At 69.5% G+C, this 18,986-nt stretch carries 15 protein-coding genes; 11 read left to right on the top strand and 4 right to left on the bottom strand.

Features of this window, described 5'->3' with window-relative positions:
* Window positions 1–12: 12 nt before the first annotated feature.
* Genes ACU6XJ_RS26005 through ACU6XJ_RS26020 form a run of 4 tightly spaced genes read right to left on the bottom strand, consistent with a single transcriptional unit; the run spans window position 13 to window position 5,724 of the window.
* Entirely contained in the window at window positions 13–885 is an 873-nt protein-coding gene (locus ACU6XJ_RS26005) for an NAD(P)-dependent oxidoreductase (protein ID WP_476317060.1), read from the bottom strand.
* The gene (locus ACU6XJ_RS26010) at window positions 882–1,679 is read right to left on the bottom strand and encodes a hydroxypyruvate isomerase family protein (protein WP_476317062.1); all 798 of its coding nucleotides are present in this window, start codon (window positions 1,677–1,679) and stop codon (window positions 882–884) included. The genes ACU6XJ_RS26005 and ACU6XJ_RS26010 overlap by 4 nt, the downstream gene beginning before the upstream one ends.
* Window positions 1,676–4,558 carry an FAD-binding and (Fe-S)-binding domain-containing protein gene (locus ACU6XJ_RS26015; RefSeq protein WP_476317065.1) on the bottom strand — a complete coding sequence of 961 codons (2,883 nt, stop codon included), beginning with the start codon at window positions 4,556–4,558 and terminating at the stop codon, window positions 1,676–1,678. Before ACU6XJ_RS26015 ends, ACU6XJ_RS26010 begins: the two co-directional genes overlap by 4 nt.
* The gene (locus ACU6XJ_RS26020; protein ID WP_476317068.1) at window positions 4,558–5,724 is read right to left on the bottom strand and encodes a pyridoxal-phosphate-dependent aminotransferase family protein; all 1,167 of its coding nucleotides are present in this window, start codon (window positions 5,722–5,724) and stop codon (window positions 4,558–4,560) included. Before ACU6XJ_RS26020 ends, ACU6XJ_RS26015 begins: the two co-directional genes overlap by 1 nt.
* A gap of 185 nt (window positions 5,725–5,909) precedes the next feature.
* Between ACU6XJ_RS26020 and ACU6XJ_RS26025 the strand changes: the two genes are divergently transcribed.
* The 11 genes from ACU6XJ_RS26025 to sbnA all read left to right on the top strand — a co-directional run bounded on the left by ACU6XJ_RS26025 (window position 5,910) and on the right by sbnA (window position 18,984).
* Complete coding sequence (locus ACU6XJ_RS26025; RefSeq protein WP_476317071.1) at window positions 5,910–7,196, top strand: SLC13 family permease; 1,287 nt, start codon at window positions 5,910–5,912, stop codon at window positions 7,194–7,196.
* A 57-nt stretch (window positions 7,197–7,253) separates the two neighbouring features.
* Window positions 7,254–8,009, top strand: a complete 756-nt coding sequence (locus ACU6XJ_RS26030; protein WP_476317074.1) for an IclR family transcriptional regulator — start codon at window positions 7,254–7,256, stop codon at window positions 8,007–8,009.
* A gap of 26 nt (window positions 8,010–8,035) precedes the next feature.
* Window positions 8,036–8,542 carry a cupin domain-containing protein gene (locus tag ACU6XJ_RS26035; protein ID WP_476317077.1) on the top strand — a complete coding sequence of 169 codons (507 nt, stop codon included), beginning with the start codon at window positions 8,036–8,038 and terminating at the stop codon, window positions 8,540–8,542.
* Complete coding sequence (locus ACU6XJ_RS26040; protein WP_476317080.1) at window positions 8,542–9,312, top strand: SDR family NAD(P)-dependent oxidoreductase; 771 nt, start codon at window positions 8,542–8,544, stop codon at window positions 9,310–9,312. Before ACU6XJ_RS26035 ends, ACU6XJ_RS26040 begins: the two co-directional genes overlap by 1 nt.
* A gap of 72 nt (window positions 9,313–9,384) precedes the next feature.
* Entirely contained in the window at window positions 9,385–9,915 is a 531-nt protein-coding gene (locus ACU6XJ_RS26045) for an EF-hand domain-containing protein (protein ID WP_476317083.1), read from the top strand.
* A gap of 44 nt (window positions 9,916–9,959) precedes the next feature.
* Window positions 9,960–10,307, top strand: a complete 348-nt coding sequence (locus ACU6XJ_RS26050) for an MmcQ/YjbR family DNA-binding protein (RefSeq protein WP_476317085.1) — start codon at window positions 9,960–9,962, stop codon at window positions 10,305–10,307.
* A 566-nt stretch (window positions 10,308–10,873) separates the two neighbouring features.
* Window positions 10,874–13,396, top strand: a complete 2,523-nt coding sequence (locus ACU6XJ_RS26055) for a Pls/PosA family non-ribosomal peptide synthetase (protein ID WP_476317088.1) — start codon at window positions 10,874–10,876, stop codon at window positions 13,394–13,396.
* Window positions 13,393–15,915 (top strand): non-ribosomal peptide synthetase, encoded by a 2,523-nt coding sequence (locus ACU6XJ_RS26060; RefSeq protein ID WP_476317091.1) that lies wholly within the window; start codon window positions 13,393–13,395, stop codon window positions 15,913–15,915. Before ACU6XJ_RS26055 ends, ACU6XJ_RS26060 begins: the two co-directional genes overlap by 4 nt.
* Window positions 15,916–15,939: 24 nt before the next feature.
* Complete coding sequence (locus ACU6XJ_RS26065) at window positions 15,940–16,944, top strand: TauD/TfdA family dioxygenase (RefSeq protein ID WP_476317094.1); 1,005 nt, start codon at window positions 15,940–15,942, stop codon at window positions 16,942–16,944.
* Entirely contained in the window at window positions 16,941–17,966 is a 1,026-nt protein-coding gene (sbnB, locus tag ACU6XJ_RS26070; RefSeq protein ID WP_476317097.1) for a 2,3-diaminopropionate biosynthesis protein SbnB, read from the top strand. Before ACU6XJ_RS26065 ends, sbnB begins: the two co-directional genes overlap by 4 nt.
* Window positions 17,967–17,991: 25 nt before the next feature.
* Entirely contained in the window at window positions 17,992–18,984 is a 993-nt protein-coding gene (sbnA, locus tag ACU6XJ_RS26075) for a 2,3-diaminopropionate biosynthesis protein SbnA (protein ID WP_476317100.1), read from the top strand.
* Window positions 18,985–18,986 lie beyond the last annotated feature (2 nt).

Here is an 18,986-nt window from a genome sequence, read left to right on the forward strand (position 1 = left end):
GACGATTGCTCCCTAGCGGTCGGTGCCGGAAAGCCGCTCGATGAGCAGCATCAACGCGGAATGGTCCAAGCCTCCGTGGCCCTGTGCGCGCAGTGCGCCGATGAGCTGGGCGGCCACGGCACCCAGCGGGATCGCCACCCCGGCCTCGCGGGCCGCGGTGGTGACGATGCCCATGTCCTTGTGGTGCAGGTCGATGCGGAACCCCGGCCGGAACTCGCCCGCGAGCATGCCCGCGGCCTTGCGGTCCAGGACGCGGTTGCCCGCCAGCCCGCCCGCGAGGACCTTCACGGCGGCTTCGGTGTCGACGCCGTGGGCGCGCAGGAAGACCAGCGCCTCGGCGACCAGCCCGATGGTGCCCGCCACGATGAGCTGGTTGGCGGCCTTGACGGTCTGCCCGGAACCGGCAGGTCCGACGTGCACCACGGTGGCGCCGACGGCGTCGAGTACCGGTCGGGCCGCCTCGAAGTCGGCGGCGTTCCCGCCGACCATGATGGACAGCGTGCCTTCGATGGCGCCTGCCTCGCCGCCGGAGACCGGCGCGTCCAGCGCCCGCAGTCCCCGGTCGGCCGCGGCGGCGGCCAACCGCACGCTGACGTCGGGGCGGATGGTGCTGGTGTCGATCCACAGTGCACCGTCGGGTGCGTGGGCGAGGATGTCCGCCGCGACCGCATCCACGTCGGGCGAGTCGGGCAACATCGTGATCACGACGTCGGCGTCGCGCACGGCCTCGGCGGCACTCGCCGCCGCGCGGCCACCCTGTTCGACCAGCTGATCGGTCTTGGCCTTGGTGCGGGCGTAGCCGATCACGTCGAAGTCCGCCTTGACGAGGTTCGCGGCCATGGGCGCACCCATGATGCCGAGGCCGATCACTGCGACGGTGGTCATGCACTGCTCCTTGTCCCGGTGTGCCATGCGAACGGGTCGGCGGCGGTCGCCTGGTACTCCAGGCCGATCGGCCCCCGGTAGCCCGCACGCTCGAGTGCGGCGAGCCAGCGTTCGATCGGCAGTCCGCCGGTTCCCGGCTCGCCGCGCCCTGGTGCGTCGGCGATCTGGACGCCGCCGATGCGTGCGGAGTGGGTGGCGATCACGGCGTCCACGTCGTCGCCGTTCACCGCCAGGTGGTAGAGGTCGGCCAGCAGCGCCAGGTTCGACGCGTCGGGCGCTCGGTCGATCGCGGCGAGTGCGTCGGCGGCGGTCTTGAGCGGGTACCGGTCGGCGCCGCTGAGCGGCTCGACCAGCACTGTTCCGTCCACACCGGACGCCGCGAAGGCCAGGTTCTCGGCGGCGAGTTCGTCCTGCGCCTGCGCGGAAACACCGTCCACGCGGTTGCCGTAGAGCGCGTTGAAGGCGCGGCAGCCGAGCCTTCGGCCGATCTCGGCGACCACCGGCACGTTGTCGCGGAACTCCGCCGCTCGATCCGGCCAGGACAGCAGGCCGCGGTCGCCGCCGGGCATGTCGCCAGCGGCGAAGTTCAGTCCGGTGAGCGCGACGCCCGCGTCCTGGACGGCGGTGACGAAGGCGTCGACCTCCCGATCAGCGGGCACCGCGGTCTCGAAAGGCCACCAGAACTCGACCGCGTCGAAGCCTGCGGCGCGGGCGGCGGCGGGGCGTTGCAGCAGGGGCAGATCGGTCAGCAGGATCGAGCAGTTCACCGTGTAGCGCTCGGGCGGCTCCTTCATCGGGGTTGTCCTTCCAGCGCCGCCCGCACCAGCTCCACCGGATGCCATGCGGTGCGCTGCGCGCCGTGGAAGATCTGCTGTCGGCAGGACACGCCGGTCGCGGCGATCACCGTGCTGTCCGGTTCGGCCGCCAGCGCGGGGAACAGGCGGTCCTGCCCGATACGCAGGGACAGCTCGTAGTGCTCGGACTCGAACCCGAACGACCCGGCCATCCCGCAACAGCCCGCGTCAAGCTCGACCACCTCGACGCCGGGAATCCTGCGCAGCAGCGCCAGCGTCGCGGCGGTGCCGACCTCGGCCTTCTGGTGGCAGTGGCCGTGGTAGAGCACCCTGCTGCCCGCGGGCCAGGAGTCGGCGCTCAGCCGCAGCCTGCCGTTGTCGATGGCGTCGGTGAGCAGTTCCTCGACCTGTCGCACACGGCCCGCGACCGCGGGCACCCGAGGGTCGTCGGGGAGCATCGCGGCGAACTCGTCGCGCAAGGTGAACAGGCAGGATGGCTCACAGCCCACGATCGGTGTGTCCACACCGGACACCGCGTCGATGAGTCCGCGCGCCTTGGCTTTCGCGTCGTCCACCAGGCCTTTGGACAGGCTCGCCCGGCCGCAGCAGCCGCCGCTGACCAGGTCCACGCCCCAGCCGGCACGCTCCAGCAGTTCGATCGCGGCCTGGCCGATGTGCGGTTCGGTGTAGGTGGCGAAGGAGTCGGCCAGGAACATCACCGACCGCTCCCCCGCCGCGGCCGGTCGACGGCGGAACCAGCGCACCAGGTTGGCACGCCGGAACACCGGCAGCGGCCGGGCCGCGGCGATGCCGACCGTGCGTTCCATCAGCCTGCGCAGCAGCGGGATGCGGCCCGGCAGGTTGGACAACGGCGCGGTGAGCGAGCCGATCCGGTTGAGCGTGCGGATGGAGCCGAAAAGGCGGGACCGCAGCGGCACCCCGTGCAGGTCGTGGTGGTGCGACAGCGTTTCGGCCTTCAGCGTGGCGAGGTCCACGCTCATCGGGCATTCGCTCTTGCAGGCCTTGCACATCAGGCAGAGGTCCAGGATCTCGTGCAGCCGCTCATCGCCCAGCGCCGTCCGCGGGTCCGGTTCGGACAGCGCCATCACCAGGGCGTTGGCCCGTCCTCGGGTGGCGTGCTCCTCTTGGCGGGTGGCGATGTAGGACGGGCACATCGCGCCGGTGGTGCTCTTGCGGCACAGCCCGATGTTCATGCAGCGGTCGGCCGCACCCCGCATGCCGCCGAGCACCTCGAATTGCAGCCTGGTCTCAAATGGCCGCGCGGGTGGCAGCGCCGCGTCGCGGAGGTTGTCGGTCATCGGCGGCGCGTCGACGATCTTGCCGGGGTTCAGCACGCCGTCCGGGTCGAAGATCCGCTTGACCGAGCGCATCGCCTCGTACAGTTCGTCGCCGAAGATCTCCCGGTTGAACTCGCTGCGCGCCAGGCCGTCGCCGTGCTCGCTGGAGTTGACGCCGCCGAACTCGGCGACCAGGTCCTTCACCTGCTCGGCGACCGTCCGCATCCGGCGCACCTCGGCCGGATCGGCGAGGTCGACGAACGGTCGGATGTGCAGGCAGCCCACCGAGCAGTGACCGTAGAAGCCTGCCGTCATCCCGTGGCTGTCCAGGATCTCCTTGAAGCGGCGGGTGTACTCGGTCAGGTGTTTGGGCTCGACCGCGGTGTCTTCCACGAACGCCAGCGGCCGCCGGGTGCCCTCACCGGCCGCCATCAGGAGGCCGAGGCTGGACTTGCGCACCTTGAGCAGCGCGGTCTGCTGGGCGGGCGTGACCGCGCGCAGCGTGTGATAGCCGTGCGAGTTGCGCCGCCACACTTCGGTGAGGTGGTCCAAGCGCGCGATGAGTTCGGCCTCGTCGTCACCTGTGAACGACACGAACAGCAATGCGTCCGGGTCGCCGTGCAGGATGTCACCGAGTTCGGCGTACTCGATCTTCTGCCGGGACAGGTCCAAAATGGTGCGGTCCATCAACTCGACCTGCGCCGGTTCGCAGGCCAGCGCGTCCTCGGTGGCGGCGATCGCGGCGGCGGTGGAGGTGAAGTGCCCCACCGCGTACACCGTGCGGCGCGGCTTGGGCACCAGGTCCACCAACGCGTGGGTAGCCACCACCAAGGTGCCCTCGGCGCCGACCACGAATTTGGCCAGGTCGAAGTCGGGACCGGCGGTCAGCCGGTCCAGGCGGTAGCCGCAGGCCCGCCGCCAGAACGGGGGGAAGCCGGTGGCGATAGCGGAGGCGTTGGCGCGCACCAACTCCGGTAGCTCCCGGTACAGCCGACCTTCCAGTGTGGACGCTTGCGCCCGCACCGCACGTTCGGCCTCGGTCACGGGTTCCAGCCGGGCGCGGGAGCCGTCGGAGAGCACCACGTCCAGCGCCCGCACGTGGTCGATGGTCATGCCGTAGGTGAGCGACCCGCTGCCCGCGGAGTTGTTGCCGATCATCCCGCCGATCGTGGCGCGATTGCTGGTCGAGGTGTCCGGTCCGAACATCAGTCCGTGCGGGGCGGCGGCCCGGTTCAACTCGTCCTGCACCACCCCCACCTCGACGTAGGCGGTGCGGGCCTCGGCGTCGATCTCCAGGATGCGGTTGAGGTGCCGGGAAAGGTCCAGCACCAGCCCATCGCCGACGGTCTGGCCCGCCAGGCTCGTACCCGCCCCGCGCGGAGTGACCGACACACCGGCCGCCGCCGCGGCGCGCACCGCGGTCGCGACATCCTCGGCGTGGCGTGGGAAGGCCACGCCCGCCGGGGTGATCGCGTACATGCTGGCGTCGCGGGAGAACAGGTGGCGGGTGTAGTCGTCGAACCGCACCTCGCCGTCCAGACCGCCGAGGCCGTCGCGCAGTGCGCTCTCGGGTGCGGCCATCACGGTTCCTGGAGGCGGCTGAGGGCGGCGTCGAGGCCGCGCGGGTCGATCGGCACGCCCGCCAGCGTCAGACCCATCTGCACGCCCGCCAACGTGCCTGCCAGCGTCAGGTCGTTGAAGTCGCCCAGGTGCCCGATGCGGAACACGCGCCCGGCCAGCCTGCCGAGACCGGCGCCCAGCGACATGTCGAAGCGGTCCAGGATCACCGCGCGCACCTTGTCGGCGTCGTGTTCTTCGGGCAGCAGCACCGCGGTGAGCGAGGAAGAGTGCTCACGCTCGTCGGCGCAGAGCACCTCCAGGCCCCAGCCGGTGACCGCGGCGCGGGTGGCCTCGGCATGCCGGGTGTGGCGGGCGAACACGGCGGGCAGCCCCTCGGCCGCCAGCAGGCGCAGTGCCTCCCGCAGGCCGTAGAGCAGGTTGGTGGCCGGGGTGTAGGGGAAGAAGCCGCGCTCGTTGGCGGCCAGGATCGGCTCCCAGTTCCAGAACGACCTCGGCAGTGTGGCGGTGCGCGAGGCGTCCAGCGCTTTGCGGCTGATCGCGTTGAAGCTCAGCCCCGGCGGCAGCATCAGGCCCTTCTGGGAGCCGGCCACCGTCACGTCGACCCCCCACTCGTCGTGTCGGTAGTCGATGGAGGCCAATGAGGAGATGGTGTCCACCAGCAGCAGCGCGGGGTGGTTCGCGCCGTCGATGGCCGCCCGCACCTCGGGGATGCGGCTGGTGACACCGGTCGAGGTCTCATTGTGCACCACGCAGACGGCCTTGATCGCGTGTTCGCGGTCCTGGGCGAGGCGGTCGGCGACGGCCTCGGGGCTCGCGCCGTGCCGCCAGTCGCCGGGCACGAAGTCCACGGTCAGCCCGAGGCCGGTCGCCATCTCCTGCCACAGCGTGGCGAAGTGGCCGGTCTCGAAGCACAGCACCCGATCGCCGGGGCTGAGCGTGTTGACCAGCGCCGCCTCCCACGCCCCCGTACCGGAAGCCGGATAGATCACGACCGGCTGCTCGGTGCCGAACACGGGCTTCAGCGCGGCGAGCACCGACGTGGCCAACTCCGCGAAATCGGGGCCCCGGTGGTCGATCGTGGGTGCCGAGATGGCCCGCAGCACCGACTCGGGGACGTTCGTCGGGCCCGGGATCTGGAGGAAGTGACGACCCGCGGCGAAACTCATGACCGACCCTCGATTTCCGTATCGTGGAATCTAACTACCGCTATACGAACTCTAGCCCGGGTTCGGTCGAACGTCGAGAGCCCTTGACGACACATGTGACTCACACCATACTCCCTCTAGACGAAATAAAGTTTCCACAATACGGAATAGCACCGGTTTAATCCTGCGGAACCTGGAAGTGCCGTATGTCGATTCAGATCGTCACCATCGTCGTGCTGGCGGCCGTATTCCTGCTGGCCACGACCCTTTCGGTGCACATGGGCGCGCTGGCGCTCGTCGCCGCGTTCCTGGTCGGCACCCTGGTGCTCGGCGAATCGAAGGACACGATCGTCAGCGGATTTCCCGGCGACCTCTTCGTGATCCTGGTCGGCGTCACCTATCTGTTCGCCATCGCCCGCGCCAACGGCACCGTGGACTGGCTTGTCCAAGCGGCCGTGCGCGCGGTGCGGGGCCGGGTGGCGCTCATTCCCTGGGTGATGTTCGGGGTCACCGCCCTGCTCACCGCCGTTGGCGCGGTCGTGCCCGCCGCGGTGGCGATCATCGCCCCGGTGGGCATGGGCTTCGCCGCCCGCTGCCGGATCAACCCGCTGCTGATGGGGCTGCTGATCATCAACGGCGGCAGCGCGGGCGGGTTCTCGCCGATCTCCATCTTCGGCAGCATCGTCAACGGGGTGGTGGATCGCAGCGGCCTGGCAGGCGATCCGATCATGCTCTTCCTCGGCTCGTTCGCGTTCAACCTGGTGCTCAGCATGATCGTCTTTGCCGCCTTCGGCGGGCGGGACCTGATGCGGCGCGGCTGTGAGGACCTGAACGCACCCACCGAGGTCGACAGCGGCGGGACCACCGCGGTCCTCGCTCCCCCGGCGGTGATCACCCTGAACCGCAGCCGCATCGTCACGCTGGTGGGACTGGCCGTGCTCGCCGTCGGCGCGCTCGCCTTCGGCTTGGACGTCGGGTTCACCGCACTCGGCGTCGCGGTGGTGCTCACGCTGCTCTCCCCCGAGGCGGCGAAGGACGCCGTGGGCAGGATCGCCTGGCCGACCGTGCTGCTGATCTGCGGCATCGTCACCTATGTCGGGCTCATGGAGCGGGTCGGGACGATCGATTTCCTCGGCAGGCAGGTGGTGGGCATCGGCATCCCGCTGCTCGCGGCGTTCGTGATCTGCCTGATCGGCGCCGCCGTCTCCGCCTTCGCCTCCACGACCGGCATCCTCGGCGCCCTCATCCCGCTGGCCGTCCCGTTCCTGCTCACCGGGCAACTCGGCGTGGTCGGGCTGATCGTCGCGCTGTCGGTCTCCTCGTCGGTGGTCGACTCCTCACCGTTCTCCACCAGCGGCGCGCTGGTGGTGGCCAACTCGGTGGAATCGCAGCGTGACCACATGTTCAAGAGCCTGATGCGCTGGGGCCTGAGCATGGTGGTCCTCACCCCAATCGCGACCTGGCTGGTGTTCATCGCCCCGGGCTGGCTATAGTTTCTGCATCCTGGACTTATACTTCTGCCATCCGGAAAATGACGGAAGGCGACCGATATGTCCCGTCCCGCGGGCTCGGCAGGCGGTGTCCAGTCACTGGAGCGGGCGTTCGGTCTGCTCGAGCTGATGGCCGACGGCGGTGGTGAGATGCCGCTGAGCAAGCTCGCCGAGCGCTCCGGGCTGCCGCTGCCCACCATCCACCGCATTGTCCGAACCTTGGTGGCGGCGGGTTACGCACGTCAGCTTCCCTCCCGCAGCTACGCGCTGGGGCCGCGGCTGGTCGCGCTCGGCGAGAGCGCCTCGCGCATGCTCGGCACCTGGGCCCGGCCCGTGTTGTCCGACCTGGTGGAGGCCGTCGGCGAGACGGCCAACATGGCGATGATCGACGGCGACCGCGCGGTCTACGTCGCCCAGGTGCCGTCGCGGCACTCGATGCGGATGTTCACCGAGGTCGGCAGGCGGGTCTACCTGCACTGCACGGGTGTCGGCAAGGCGCTGCTCGCGCAACTGCCGCCGCCCGCCGCGCGTGAGCTGGTGCTGCGGGCGGGCATGCCCGCCCAGACCGAACGATCCATCACCGATCCCGACGCGCTCGAACGCGAACTGGACCGCGTGCGGGATCAGGGCTACGCACTGGACGACGCGGAGCAGGAGACCGGGGTGCGTTGCCTCGCCGTGGCGGTCACGGGCGCGCCGACACCCACCGCGATCTCGGTGTCCGGCCCGGAGGGCAGGATCGCGCCGGAGTCCATCGATCGCGTCGTCGCGCACCTTCAGGCCGCCGTGCCGCGCCTCGTCCACGCGCTCGCCTGACGCCGATCCTCTGGAAGGATCATGTCGTGTCTCTCGGAGAAGAAGTGGCGGAGTTGGCCGCGCGCTACGGCTTGCGGCCCCTGCCGGTGGAGGGTGGCCTGTTCCGGCGCACCTGGGCGGGGCCGGTCGATGCCGACGGGCGCCCCGCGGGGTCGGCGATCATCGCCTTGTTCTCCGTGCGGGATGGGCTGTTCTCCGCGATGCACCGGCTGCCGATCGACGAGGTGTGGCACTTCTACCGCGGTGATCCGCTGGAATTGCTGCTGCTCGATCCGGACGGCGGCGCCCGCGTGGAGGTACTGGGACCCGAGCAGGTCCAACTCCTCGTCCCGGCGGGCACGTGGATGGGCGCGCAGGTCGCCGCGGGCGGGCGGTGGACGCTGTGCGGCACGACCATGGCGCCGGGGTTCATCGACGCCGACTACGAGGGCGGCGACGCGGACCGGCTGAGCGCCGAGTACCCGGAAGCGGCCGACCGGATTCGGGCGCTGTGCCGCCCGGATGCTCCGCTGCGGATGCCCGTGGAGAGCTGATGCGGGACAGCGCACTTCCAGATCTCACCGGCTCGGTCGCCCTGGTGACCGGCGCGAGCGGCACCGTGGGCCGAGGCATCGCCCTCCGGTTCGCGCAGGCAGGCGCCGATGTCGTCGTCCACTACCGCCACGACCGCACCGCCGCCACAGCCGTGGTGGACAGCGTCGAGGCGGCTGGTCGGCGGGCGTTGGCGTTGGGCGCCGACCTCGCCGACGAGGATGCGTGTTCACGACTGGTGGCGGACGCGGCGGCCTGGACGGGCAGGCTGGACGCGCTGGTCAACAACGCGGGCATCCAACCCGTGCAGGAGCTGGCCTCGATGTCCGTCGCCGACTGGAAGGCGGTGGTCGACCTGAACCTGACCAGCGCGTTCTCCTGCACCCAGGCCGCGGTGCCGGTGATGCGGAGCAGCGGCGGCAGCATCACCCACATCGCGTCCATCGAGGCAAGCCGACCCGCCCCGGGGCATGCCCACTACTGCGCGGCGAAGGCCGCTCTGGTCATGCACGCCCGCAGCGCCGCACTCGAGTACGGCCCGCTGGGCATCCGGGTCAACACCGTCTCCCCTGGGCTCATCGACCGCCGACGCCTCGCGGAGGACTGGCCGGACGGAGTGCGGCGATGGCACCAGGCCGCACCGCTGGGACGGCTGGGCACGCCCGCCGATATCGGCAACGCCTGCGTCTTCCTCGCCTCCCCGATGGCCGCCTGGATCACCGGGCACGACCTGGTGATTGACGGCGGAGTCGGCGCCCGCCCCACCTGGTGAACAACTTCTGAGCCTCCGCACGTGGAGCAGTGGCTATTTTCGGGCACCCCATGGTCAGGAAGGCGGTGGATCGTGACCTCAGAGGTGGATCAGGCGAAGATCGACAGGTTCGCCCCGGTGCTCGCGTTGTTCGACAAGAACGGTGACGGCGTGATCTCGGTGGCCGATGTGCGGGCCTTCGCCAAGAGCATGAGTCAGGCAGGCGGGGCCGACGAGCGGGCCGAGGCGAAGATGCTGGGCGCCTACGAGCGGTGGTGGGAGCTGATCGCCCGCGAAACCCACCGCGATGTCGAGGGCCGGGTCCGGGCGGCGGACTTCGCCGCTGCCTCCCACCGAGGTGCGTTCACCACACCGGAGTTTCTCGACGCCGTGGACGACAGCGTGGACGCGCTGTTCGAGACCGTGAGCGGCAGCGGTTATCTGTCCAAGGACGAGTGGTCCAGGGTCTACGCGAGCGCGATGCCGAGAGACGTGGCCGACCGGGGCTTCGATCACCTCGACACCGACGGCGACGGGCGGATCACCCGCCAGGAGTTCAAGTGCGCGTTGATCGCCCTGTTCAACCAGGACGACTCCGCCCCCGGTACCCGGATGTTCGGCTGAGCGGAACTTATACTGCCCACCCGGCATGTTTCTGGGGAGTCGTGGTGGCAGTAGGCAGGGACGAGTTCTTTCGCATCGTGGACACGCTGGTCGACGTGGAGCACGCGAAGGGCGAGCGGTACAGCTCGTTCAGCGTGCGCGGCAAGCGGTTCGGCTACTACTGGCCGGGCACCCACACCGCGGGGCTGAAGCAGACCTGGTCCGAGCAGCAGGCATTGGTGGCCGAGCGGCCCGCGGTATTCGAGGAACAGTTCACCTCAGGTGGCTTCGGCTGGGTGGTCGTACAACTGGACGGCATCGACGCCGACGAACTATCCGAGCTGGTCTTCGAGGCGTGGCGGCTGTCCGCACCCGAGGAATTGGCCGAGCAAAGCGCGCAGCCTGCCCCGTAAAACGATCAAATCAGTGTGTCCGGTGATTCGCACACAACCCGTGACAGCAGTATGCAGAGAATTGCCGGATACAACATCCAGCCTAATCTCCCGTAGGAGTACCACCTTTCCCAGGTACACTGTTCGACTCTCGGACATTCCTGCGCCACCAGCGTTGGCGGTTGTTCAGATACGGAACGCAGACGTTAATCACCAGAGGCTCGGCGTGCACAGTTAATACCGCTGTTACTATTGATAATGATGTAGTAATGAATGCCTCCCATTGGTGGAAAAGTCCCCGAAGGCGTCGCACAGCCAGGCCTCGGAGTGGTCACGATGGGATTTCAGCGAGCCACTTCCCCAGTTTGCGTGGTTGAGTGGGCGACGTCTTTTCGGGGCGAATGCTTGCAGGTTTTTCAGAGGTGCCGCAGGTAGGAGGCGGCTGACTGAAAATGTTTTCCGAGTCGGGAACTCGTTTTCCTTGTGCGTGTGGGAGCGCATTCCCGCATCACCGTATCCGGCGCATCGGTCTATGCCTTGCGCAACCCGAGTGCGGTTTGCGGGACTGATTTCAGGGAGTTTTTCTGGTGGGAAAATCTGTCGAGAATGCGAAAGCCGGTCCGGTGGCGGGCACCGAGCACGGGCTGGCGGAGGTGCTGGCGGGAGTACTCAAAACCGAACGGGTATCGGTCGACGGCAACTTCTTCGACGACCTCGGGGCCGACTCGCTGGTCATGGCCCATTTCTGCGCGCGGGTCAGGAAACGGGCCGACCTGCCTTCGGTGTCCATGAAAGATGTCTACCGACACCCGACGATCAACAGCCTGGCCGCCGCACTCGGCGACACCACACCCACGGCGCAGGCCCCTCCCGCGTCGGTGTCGGTCGAGCGGCTCCCGCCCGTGGGCACTCCCCGGTACCTGCTCTGCGGAGCGCTTCAGCTACTGGTCTTCCTCGCCTATTCCTCGCTGGCCGCGCTGGTCGTGCTCGGCGGGTATCGGTGGGTGGCCGCGGCCTCGGGAGTGCTCGACATCTACCTGCGCTCGGTCTTGGCGGCGGCCCTGGGCTTCGCGGGCATGTGCCTGCTGCCGATCCTCGCCAAGTGGGTGCTCATCGGCCGGTGGACACCGCGTCAGATCCGCATCTGGAGTCCGGCCTACGTCCGGTTCTGGGCGGTCAGGACGCTGGTCATGCTGAACCCGCTGGTGCTGTTCGCGGGCTCGCCGCTGTACGTGCTGTACCTGCGGGCGCTGGGCGCGAAGATCGGCCGGGACGTGGTGATCCTTTCCCGGCACGCACCCGTGTGCTCGGATCTGCTGACCGTCGGCGACGGCACGGTCGTCCGCAAAGACTCGTTCCTCTCCTGCTACCGGGCGCAGGCGGGTCTGATTCAGACCGGGCCGGTGACCCTCGGCCGCGATGTGCTCGTCAGTGAGGCCACCGTCCTCGACATCGAAACCGTGATGGGCGACGGCGCCCAACTCGGCCACGCCTCCGCGCTGCACGCAGGCCAGTCCGTGCCTGCCGGGGAACGGTGGCACGGCTCCCCCGCCCAGCGCGCCGACACCGACTACCGCACGGTCGCCCCGGCTGCCTGCGGCCCGCTCCGCAAGATCACCTACAGCGCCGCGCAACTGCTGTGGACGGTGGCGGTGTACCTGCCGCTGACCATCGGCGGAGTGCACCTGCTGCTCACCGAGTTCCCGTCGTTGGCCGCGTTCCTGACCGCCGACCCGACCGCGTTCACAAGCTGGGCGCTGTACCGGGACGCACTGGTGGTGTCCCTCGTGCTCTTCTTCGGCGCCCGGCTCCTCGGGCTGCTGATCGCCGTCACCGTGCCGAGGGTGCTCAACCTCTTCTTCAGTCCGGATCGGGTGTACGCCCTGTATGGCTTCCACTACGGCGTTCACCGGGCGATCGGCAGGCTGACCAACAGCAAGTTCCTGATGCGCCTGTTCGGCGACAGCTCCGCCGTCGTGCACTACCTGCGCTGGCTGGGCTACGACCAGTCCCGGATCGTGCAGACCGGGACGAACTTCGGCACCGAACTCAAGCAGGACACGCCCTTCTTGAGCGTCATCGGCAGCGGAACGATGGTCTGCGACGGACTGTCGCTCATCAACACCGAGTACTCCAACACCTCGTTCCGGGTGTGCCGCACGGCGATTGGGGCCGACAACTTCCTCGGCAACCGGATCGCCATCCCGCCGCGGAGCAGGGTGGGCGCCAACTGCCTCATCGGCACCAAGGCCATGGTGCCAGTCGACGGCCCGGTCCGCCACGACGTCGGCATCCTGGGCTCGCCGAGCTTCGAGATCCCGCGGTCGGTCGACCGCGACGCCGCGTTCGACCACCTCAAGACCGACGGCGAACTGCACCGCGGCCTCGCCGCGAAGAACCGCCATAACGCCGTCACCGTCGTGTTGTTCCTGCTCGTGCGCTGGCTGAACGTGTTCGGCGCGACCCTGCTCGCCTGGGGTGTCGCTGCCTTCCACGGGACCGCGGGCCTGTGGACGGTCGCGCTGCTGCCGATGCTGACGCTGCTGTTCAGCGTCGTCCTGCTGGTGGCCGCGGAACGCGCCAGTATGCGGTTCCGGCCGCTGACTCCGCGGTTCTGCTCGATCTACCAGCCGTATCTGTGGCAGCACGAACGCTTCTGGAAGCTGCACGCCGCCGAGTTGCCGCTGCTGAACGGAACCCCGTTCAAATCGCTGTTGTGGCGGGCCATGGGCGCGCGGATCGGGCGGCGGTTCTTCGACGACGGCTCCGCCATGCCGGAACGCTCGCTGGTCACGGTCGGAGACGACTGCATCCTCAACGCGGGCACCACGATCCAGTGCCACTCGCTGGAGGACGGCACGTTCAAGTCCGACCGCACCGTGCTCGGCGCGGGCTGCACGGTCGGCGTCGGCGCCTTCGTGCACTACGGCGTGACGGTCGGCGACGGCGTCGTCCTCGCGGCCGATTCCTTCCTGATGAAGGGCGAGGAGGTCCCGCCCAACGAGCGGTGGGGCGGCAACCCCGCCCGCAAGCTGCCGTCCGCCGGACAGGCCCCGGCCGCGGCGACACCATCCGAGAAATTCGCTTTGAGTGGGGGAAAGACCCGATGACACCGACAGAACAGCAAACGCAGACAGCACAGGAGGATCGGGAGTTCTGGCGCGGGGTGCTCGCCGCGGGCGGTTTCACCGCGATCCCGCGGTGGACGGCGGAGGAGGTGGTGGGCACCGGCGAACACGAGACGGTGATCTCCGCCGATCTGACGGCCGCGCTGCGCGGCCGGGCGGAGGAACTGTCGGTACCGCTGCGCACGGTGTTGCTGGCCGCACACGCGAAGGTGCTCGCGGCACTGTCCGGCGAACGCGAGGTCATCACCGGGTACGTGGCGGAGCCGGGTGGCAGGGCGCTGCCGTGCAGGCTCGGCACCGAAGCAGGCTCCTGGCGGGAACTGGTGCTGGCAGTCGACCGTGTCGAGTCGGACATCCAGGCGCACAGCGGCTTTCGGGTCCACGAACTTGCCCGCGAGCCGGGCTTGGCCGGGCCGTGGTTCGAGACCGTGTTCGACCCCGCCTGCCGCGGACGCCTGCCCGAAAGCGGTGTGCTTGCGGTGGGGATCGCGCATACCTCGGGCGGGCTGGCCCTGCGGCTGCGGTACCGGACCGAGGTCCTCGACGCGCGCTGCGCGAGCCGGGTTGCCGGGTACCACCGCACCGCGCTCGCCCTGCTCGCCGCCGATCCGGCCGCGGACCACCGGCGGCAGAGCCTGCTGTCCGCCGAGGAACTCCGCTTCCAGATCGAAGGCCTGGCGGGCCCCCGCCGGGAGTTGCCGGACCGCCGGTTCCACGAGCTGTTCGAGGAGCAGACGCGGAACAGGCCGGATGCCGTCGCCGCGGTGCACGGCGACCGGACGTGGACCTACGGGGAGCTCAACGCCCGCGCCAACCGGCTGGGGCGGGCGCTGCTGGCGCGCGGGCTGCGCTGCGAAGACGTGGTCGCGGTGGTGACCGAACGCAACCTGGACTGGGCCGCCGCGGTGCTGGCGATCCTCAAGGCGGGCGGCGTGTACCTGCCGATCGAACCGCACTTCCCCGCCGACCGCATCCAGCGCACGCTGGCCCGCGCCGCCTGCACGCTGGTGCTGACCGAACCGGACAGCACCGCCACCCTCGACCAGGCCCTCGGCTCGCTGCCGGGCACGGCCAAGCTGGTGATCGGCGAGGCCTACGCCGAAGACCACACCGACGACAACCTCGGCATCGAGGTCGGTGCGGACCAACTCGCCTACATCTACTTCACCTCCGGCTCCACCGGCGAGCCCAAGGGCGCCATGTGCGAGCACGCGGGCATGCTCAACCACCTCTACGCCAAGATCGACGATCTGCGCATCGGCGCGGCGGACGTGGTCGCCCAGACCGCGCCGCAGTGCTTCGACATCTCGCTGTGGCAGTTGGTCGCCGCGCTCGTGGTCGGCGGCCGCACCCTGCTGGTCGAGCAGGACGCCATCCTGGACGTCGACAGGTTCGTCGACCGCATCGCGGACGGCGGGGTCTCGGTCCTCCAGCTCGTGCCGTCCTACCTGGAGGTCGTGCTGTCCTGTTTGGACCGGCATCCGCACGAACTGCCGAGCCTACGGTGCGTGTCGGTGACCGGTGAGGCGCTGAAAAAGGAGCTGGCGCAGCGGTGGTTCGCGGCCAGGCCCGGGGTCACGCTCGTCAACGCCTACGGTCTGACCGAGACCTCGGATGACACCAACCACGAGGTGATGGACCGACCACCCGCGGGCGACCGGGTTCCGCTCGGCCGGTGCGTCAACAACGTGCACGTCTACATCGTGGACGAACGGCTCGCGCCGGTACCGCTCGGCGCCCCCGGCGAGATCGTCTTCTCCGGGGTCTGCGTCGGCCGCGGCTACGTCAACGACCCCAAGCGCACCCGGCTGTCCTTCCTGCCCGATCCGCACCGCGCGGGCGAACGGCTCTACCGCAGCGGTGACCACGGGCGCTGGCGCCCGGACGGCAAGCTGGAGTTCCTGGGCCGCCGCGACAGCCAGGTCAAGATCCGCGGCTTCCGCATCGAGATCGGCGAGGTCGAGAACGCGCTGCTGCGCGTGCCCGGTATCCGCGACGGTGCGGTGGTCGTCGCCGAGCGGCCCGATCGGAGCAGATACCTGGCGGCGTTCTACGCGGCGGCGGAACCGATCGCGACGCCGGTGCTCAAAGACCGGCTGGGCGAATCGCTGCCCGAGTACATGGTCCCCTCGGCGCTGCACTGGCGGGAAACCCTGCCGCTGACCGCCAACAGCAAAATCGACAAAAGGGCATTGCGTGCCCTCGCGGCCGATCTCGACAAGGACGCGGGCGAGGGCAACTACGCCGCGCCCAGCACCCCCACCGAGCGGAGACTGGCCGCCGCCTGGGCCGCGGTGCTGGGCGTCCCGGCCCCCGCGATCGGCCGCCGGGACCACTTCTTCGACCGGGGCGGCACCTCACTGTCGGCGGTGCGACTGGCGATCACCCTCGACCGCGCGGTGTCCCTCAAGGACATCACCCGCAACCCGGTCCTCGCCGACCTGGCGGGCCACCTCGACAACGCGAGCCGTCCACCGGCCGAATCACCGGTTTCCTCTTGAGTCGCGAACCGAAAGGGAGAAATGATGTTGTCCTCACCGTCAGCGCTCGCGCTTGACGTCGACGTGCGGCCCGGATCGCCTCCGGTGCTGTGGGCCGAAACCGCCGACGACGCGCCAGGCTGGGCAGCCCGCCACCGGGCGCCGCTGCGTGCCCTGGTGGCGGCCCAAGGCTGCGTGCTGGTCCGCGGACTCGGACTCCGCGACCCGGACCAGACGGGTGCGGTGTTCCGGCACCTGGGCACCGGGTTGATGACCGAGCGGGAAGCCTTCGCCCCGCGCGGCACCTACGGCGGCGGCGTGTACTCCTCCACGAAGTGGCCGCCGAACCAGCAGATGTGCCCGCACCACGAGCTGAGCTACACCCTGGAGTTTCCCGGCCTGATGCTGTTCGCCTGCCTCCAGGCGCCCGTTGAGGGCGGTGCCACCCCGCTGGCCGACTCGCCCACGGTGCTGGACGCCCTGCCGACCGATCTGGTCGAGCGGTTCGAGCGGGAGGGCTGGCTGCTCGTCCGCAACTACAGCGAGGACGTGGGTGCCTCCTATGCCGAGGCCTTCGGCACCGAGGACAAGGCGGCGGTGGAGAAGTACTGCCGGGACAACGCGATCGCCTGCGAGTGGCTGCCCGACGGCACGCTGCGCACCAGGCAGCGCCGCAGCGCGGTGATCCGTCACCCGGTCACGGGCAGGCGCTGCTGGTTCAACCAGATCGCGTTCCTCAACGAGTGGACGATCGACCCGGAGATCCGTGACTACCTGATCGAGGTCTACGGCGCCGACGGCCTGCCGTTCACCACCCGGTTCGGCGGCGGCGATCCGATCGGCGAGGACATCGTGCGGCTGATCAACCAGGTGTACGAGGACCACACCGTCCGCGAACCGTGGCAGACGGGAGACCTGATGCTGGTCGACAACCTCCGCACCGCACACGGCCGCGAGCCCTTCGACGGCCCCCGCCAAATGCTGGTGGGAATGTCCGACGCGGTGCGCCTGGCTGACTGCACGCCGACCTCGGCGGTGAGCGCGGAATGACCGCAGGCGTACCGTCGTTCGCGGTCATCCCCGGTGCCCAGGTCCAGCAGGCGCTCCAAGGCCGCGAGACCCAGGTGATGTCAGTGGTCGAGGCCGCCTACCTCCTGCACGGCGCGGGTGACTCGGTGAACCCGCCGTCGTACTTCCTGCGGTTCCCGGACCGGCCCTCGTCGCGGATCATCGCGCTGCCCGCCTCGCTCGGCGGGGACGTTCGGGTGGACGGGCTGAAGTGGATCTCCAGCTTTCCGGAGAACGTGGCCGCCGGTATCCCGCGGGCTTCGGCGGTGCTGATCCTCAACGACCACGACACCGGTTACCCGTTCGCCTGCCTGGAAAGCTCCATCATCAGCGCCACCAGGACGGCCGCGTTCGCCGCGCTGGCCGCCGACCGGCTCACCATTCGACGCCGACCTCGCAGCGTCGGGTTCTTCGGGGTCGGCCTGATCGCCCGTTACATCCACACCTTCCTGGCGGGCACCGGCTGGTCCTTCGATGAGATCGGCGTGCACGACCTGTCCGCGGCGCACGCGGCGGGCTTTCGGGGGTACCTGGAACAGTCCGACGCCGGCGGGCGGATCACCGTGCACGACAGCGCAGAGCAGCTGATCAGGTCCAGCGAACTGGTGGTGTTCGCGACCGTCGCGGGCAGCCCGCACGTGACGGATCCGTCCTGGTTCGCGCACAACCCGTTGGTGCTGCATGTGTCGCTGCGCGACCTGGCACCGGAGGTGCTGCTCGCCTCGACCAACCTCGTCGACGACGTTGAGCACTGTCTGAAGGCCGACACCTCGCCGCACCTGGTCGAGCAGCTCACCGGCAACCGGGACTTCCTGCACGGCACGCTCGGCGACGTGGTGACCGGCCGGGTGGGTGTGCCGACGGACCGGCCGGTGGTGTTCTCGCCGTTCGGGCTCGGGGTGCTCGACCTCGCGGTCGGCAAGTACGTCTACGACGAGGTGGCCCGCGGGGGCGGGCTGGCCACCGTCGACAACTTCTTTTCCGAGCTGCGTCGGTACGGATGAGCAGCGCAACAGCGAGGGGGTCATCGTGCCAGTCATATCCGCTCCGCACTCGTTCAACGAGGACGAGCTTTACGTCGACCTTCGGTCGCACTTCGGGCACCCGCTCTACCTGAAGTGCGAGGGCTTCAACTTCGCGGGCTCGATCAAGTTGAAGGCCGCCACGGAGATGGTGGAAGCCGCCGAGCGGGACGGGCTGCTGACCCGCGAGTCGGTGCTCGTGGAGTCCTCATCGGGCAACCTGGGCGTGGCGCTCAGCATGATCGCGGCGGCCAAGGGCTATCGGTTCCTGTGCGTCACCGATTCCCGCTGCAACCTCTCCACGCGGCGGCTGATGGAGGCGCTGGGCAGCGAGGTGCACGTGATCACGGCCGCGAACCCCGACCGCGGCGGCGGGTTCCTCGGCGCGAGACTGGATTACGTGCGGGGGTTGTGCGCCGCGGACCACCGCTATGTGTGGTTCAACCAGTACAGCAATCCGGGCAACTGGCGGGCGCACTACCGCAGAACCGCACCCGCCATCGCCCGCCAGTTCCCGCACCTGGACGTGTTGTTCATCGGGGCGGGCACCACCGGCACCCTGATGGGCTGCGCCCGGTACTTCCAAACCTGGCACCGGCCGGTGCGGGTGGTGGCCGTGGACAGCGTCGGCTCGGTGACCTTCGGCGGCCCGCCCGGCCGCCGGATGATCCCGGGTCTTGGCACCAGCGTCCGCCCGGCGCTGCTGGACGAGTCCTTTGTGGACGAGGTGGTGCACGTGGCGGAGGCGGACACCGTCCGCGCCTGCCACCGGCTGGCCAGGCGCGGGTTCCTTTTCGGCGGCTCCACCGGCACCGTGGTGAGCGGCGCGGTGGAGTGGCTGGCCAGGGACGGCAGGTCCGATCTCACCGCGGTGGCGATCGCCCCGGATCTTGGCGAGCGTTACCTGGACACCATCTACCAGAGCAACTGGCTGCGCGATCTCTACGGGGAGGACATCCTCGATGGCGACGCGCTGACCGCGGGCTCACGCCGGTCCTGATC

The sequence above is a fragment of the Actinorectispora metalli genome (assembly GCF_056323685.1).

What these genes read in the sequence shown, in the direction of transcription:
- ACU6XJ_RS26005 (WP_476317060.1), bottom strand. Translation starts at nt 885, where the DNA reads ATGACCACCGTCGCAGTGATCGGCCTCGGCATCATGGGTGCGCCCATG.
- ACU6XJ_RS26010 (WP_476317062.1), bottom strand. Translation starts at nt 1,679, where the DNA reads ATGAAGGAGCCGCCCGAGCGCTACACGGTGAACTGCTCGATCCTGCTG.
- sbnB (WP_476317097.1), top strand. Translation starts at nt 16,941, where the DNA reads ATGACCGCAGGCGTACCGTCGTTCGCGGTCATCCCCGGTGCCCAGGTC.
- ACU6XJ_RS26065 (WP_476317094.1), top strand. Translation starts at nt 15,940, where the DNA reads ATGTTGTCCTCACCGTCAGCGCTCGCGCTTGACGTCGACGTGCGGCCC.
- ACU6XJ_RS26025 (WP_476317071.1), top strand. Translation starts at nt 5,910, where the DNA reads ATGTCGATTCAGATCGTCACCATCGTCGTGCTGGCGGCCGTATTCCTG.
- ACU6XJ_RS26020 (WP_476317068.1), bottom strand. Translation starts at nt 5,724, where the DNA reads ATGAGTTTCGCCGCGGGTCGTCACTTCCTCCAGATCCCGGGCCCGACG.
- ACU6XJ_RS26060 (WP_476317091.1), top strand. Translation starts at nt 13,393, where the DNA reads ATGACACCGACAGAACAGCAAACGCAGACAGCACAGGAGGATCGGGAG.
- ACU6XJ_RS26040 (WP_476317080.1), top strand. Translation starts at nt 8,542, where the DNA reads ATGCGGGACAGCGCACTTCCAGATCTCACCGGCTCGGTCGCCCTGGTG.
- ACU6XJ_RS26030 (WP_476317074.1), top strand. Translation starts at nt 7,254, where the DNA reads ATGTCCCGTCCCGCGGGCTCGGCAGGCGGTGTCCAGTCACTGGAGCGG.
- ACU6XJ_RS26015 (WP_476317065.1), bottom strand. Translation starts at nt 4,558, where the DNA reads ATGGCCGCACCCGAGAGCGCACTGCGCGACGGCCTCGGCGGTCTGGAC.